The organism is Methanomethylovorans sp. (assembly GCF_041305605.1).
Taxonomy (GTDB): Archaea; Halobacteriota; Methanosarcinia; order Methanosarcinales; family Methanosarcinaceae; genus Methanomethylovorans.
Genome location: NZ_JBFYLB010000130.1, coordinates 1 through 3380 on the forward strand (window position 1 = coordinate 1; position 3380 = coordinate 3380).

General features: G+C 47.4%; 2 protein-coding genes, 1 tRNA gene and 1 pseudogene. All 4 read right to left on the reverse strand.

Features of this window, described 5'->3' with window-relative positions:
• Nucleotides 1-290: pseudogene (locus ACCM36_RS08050) on the reverse strand (homoserine O-acetyltransferase); the annotation flags it as partial.
• A 3-nt stretch (nt 291-293) separates the two neighbouring features.
• On the reverse strand, nt 294-1589 hold the full coding sequence (locus ACCM36_RS08055) for an O-acetylhomoserine aminocarboxypropyltransferase/cysteine synthase family protein (protein WP_370573236.1): 1296 nt from the start codon (nt 1587-1589) through the stop codon (nt 294-296).
• Nucleotides 1590-1594: 5 nt separating this feature from the next.
• Nucleotides 1595-2962 carry an O-phospho-L-seryl-tRNA:Cys-tRNA synthase gene (gene pscS / locus ACCM36_RS08060; protein ID WP_370573237.1) on the reverse strand — a complete coding sequence of 456 codons (1368 nt, stop codon included), beginning with the start codon at nt 2960-2962 and terminating at the stop codon, nt 1595-1597.
• A 40-nt stretch (nt 2963-3002) separates the two neighbouring features.
• Nucleotides 3003-3074: transfer RNA gene (locus tag ACCM36_RS08065), tRNA-Cys, on the reverse strand.
• Nucleotides 3075-3380 lie beyond the last annotated feature (306 nt).

Genomic DNA, 3380 nt, shown 5'->3' on the forward strand with positions numbered 1-3380 from the left:
CCAAGGATGTTGGAACAGATAACAAAATAATCATCCGTATCCAGTGCTTTTCCTGGCCCTATAAGTGTCTCCCACCATCCGGGCCGGTCCTCTCCTGCATGATAACCCGCAGCATGAGCATTGCCGGAAAATGCATGACAAACAAGAATTGCATTGCTCTTCTCTCTGTTAAGCCTGCCATAGGTCTCATATGCTATTGTAACTGGGCTAATAGAAGCACCGCTTTCCAGGACCAGCGACTCATCAAATGTCAGGTGTTCCGTTCTTGTTATGCCGACCGATCTTTGCATATATCACACCTTTTCAAGAGACTGCTCAAGGTCTTCGATTATGTCTTCAATGTCCTCGATACCTATGGAGAGACGTATATAATCCGGCGTGACACCTGTAGCCATCTGTTCTTCAGGAGTCAGCTGCTGATGAGTAGTAGTAGCCGGTTGGATGACGAGGCTCTTTGAATCACCTATGTTCGCAAGATGTGAGAACAGTTTAAGATGATTGATGAACCTATTTCCTGCTTCTGCACCACCCTTCACACCAAAACCCAGCAATGCACCATATCCTCCTTTGAGATATCTGGATGCAAGCTCATGACTTGGATGGTCCGGCAAACCCGGATAGTTTACCCATGATACCTTCGGATGGCCAGATAGATACTCCGCTACCCTGGAGGCATTCTCCGAGTGCCTTTGTATCCTCAGATGCAACGTCTCAAGCCCCTGCAGTAACAGGAACGAGTTAAATGGCGAGATTGCAGCACCTGTATCCCTGAGCAACTGCAGCCTTACTTTGAATATGAAAGCTACATTGCCAAGTCCGGGAAAGTTGGAGAATGTGTCCCAGTATCTAAGACCATGATAACTGGGGTCTGGTTCTGTTAGTTCAGGGAATTTGCCATTGTTCCAGGAGAACTTGCCGGAATCCACTATCGAACCACCTATGGAAGTCCCATGTCCTCCTATGAACTTGGTTGCAGAATGTACGACAATATCGGCTCCGTGTTCAATTGGCCGCACAAGTCCTACAGCAGTCGTATTATCTACAACAAGAGGGACTCCGGCTGCATGGGCAATATCTGCAATCGCCTCAAAATCCGGAATATCCAGCTTAGGATTGCCTACGGACTCAATGTAGATAGCTCGTGTCTTTTCATTAATGGCCTGCCTGAAAGCTTCAGGATCAGCGGAATCCACAAAGACGGCTTTCCTGCCCAGTTTCGGGAAAGTGTAGTTGAGCAATTCGTAGGTACCACCGTAAAGATTGTTACCGGATACGATCTCATCACCTGGCTGTGTAATAGCTAGCAGGGCATAGGTTATAGCCGCTGAACCGGAGGCAACAGCAAGTGCACCTGTACCGCCCTCAATGGCTGCAATGCGTTGTTCTAACACATCCGTTGTTGGATTCATGATACGGGTATAGATGTTGCCAAGTTCCTTGAGAGCAAAAAGGTTAGCAGCGTGATCACTGTCCCGGAATACGTACGAGGTTGTCTGATATATCGGTACGGCACGTGCTCCTGTAGTCGGGTCAGGTCTCTGTCCGGCATGCAGTGCAAGTGTTCCTAACCTGTAATTTTGCGTTTTCATTGTAATTAACCCCTGTTCACTTGAAGTTCGTATTTGTCAGCGATATCCTGGAATGTGTCTGTCAGGTAACGGACCTTTTCCCAGGAAAGGCCGTATGTGTTCAGTTTCCATACCCGTGTAGCCCCAGCAAATTCCCCTATTATGCCTCTGCCCGAAAGTTCATCCGAAAGGAAAAATCCTTTGCGTTTATGATGTTGGGCGATCGTATCAAAGCTGTGGGCAGTGTCAACTTTGGACAGGGTATGCTTACGAGGGTATTCGGACGCTACTTTGCTACCTTTGATAGAGAGCAATCCATCGATGAAGTAATTTGATTTTTTTACTTCTTCTTCCCAGTGGTTCACTCTCTCCTTTACAGCAGGGAAAGATGCCATCATACCCAGCAATGTCGAACCCATTAACGTACAGCCAAGCATCTCGACCTCCTTTACACCGAACTTGCGCTGAGTGACATCTCCCACCATCTGTGTGGTGCGGAATACCCTGGAAGCCCATTCATCGGTTGTTGCCAGCACGCCGGATGGTGCGGGCGATGCCATGCTTTTATGACCTGAACCTACTACGAAATCAGCACCAATCTCCTTTCCATCAACTGGCATGACGCCTACGGTATATGCCCCGTTGTACAGAAAGGGAATGTCGTACTGATGGGCAACTTTTGCTATACTTTTCACATCATGCTCGTTGGCATACTGATAATCGAAGTGATCCATCATCACCAACACTGGCAGTTTGCCTGTTTCTCGCCTGACAGCCTCTATTTTCTCTGCAGTGGCATCTGCGGTCACAAGATTTTGCTCATTGAGAGGGACTTCTCTTACTATCCCTCCCGCCTCTTCAACTGCCAAAAACTCAGTGTAATGGGCCAGAGCCGAAACTATCACCGGGTCACCTTTACCTACCAGTGTGGATGCAATTGCCTGAAAGCCACGCCTGGCACCAGGCACTACACGTGCAGCATCCATATTCAGGAAACTGGCAAGCTGTTCATGGAATGGAGCTATAGGCGGATTGCTGATCTTGTCCAGCCGGAAGGGTTTGCGGCAGGCATCGCAGGTGGAATAGCCGTCTCCATAGGCTATAAGTGCCTTGCGTGCTTCCGGGGTGAGCCTTCCGGCTGCCTGGATAGGCTGAATATTGATGTAGTTTTCCTCACGGGACCGTATATCAATGCTCCCGGCTATTTTCCTGACCTGCGGAGTGCCTGTACCGGCTTCAAGATCATCCAGTATATTCCTGACTTTGTTAACACCTTCACGGATAATACGTTCATCTTCCGTACCTGTGATATTAGGAAGCCTCTGCCTGAGTGTTTCCCTGATATCTTCAAGGGCAAATAGAGCCTCAAATGTTTTTTGTGTGCGTATATCCATACTTATCATCTGATTAACTGCCACTGATCGATTAAACCAAAGCTGAGACCCGGATTCGAACCGGGATGAAATGGATCTGCAGTCCATTGCGTAGCCGTTCCGCCATCTCAGCATGTAATTAAATTCACAATTGTGAATTGACAGTTGTAAATTGCAATATTTCTATTTAAATCTGTCGCAGTTGCCCTGTATCTGACCCGGGGTCATTAAAATGGCAGAGTCCTGGCAAGAAAAGCATACCTTAATAAACAAAAAATTAATTCTACAACAGAGATAAATATGGATATACTATCAATAATCATGATCGTCGGTGGTTTGTGCTTATTCGAGACCATCAGCAGCATTGACAATGCCATCATCAATGCACAGGTGTTGTCTACGATGGGAGAGAAAGCACGCAGGTGGTTCCTGATATGGG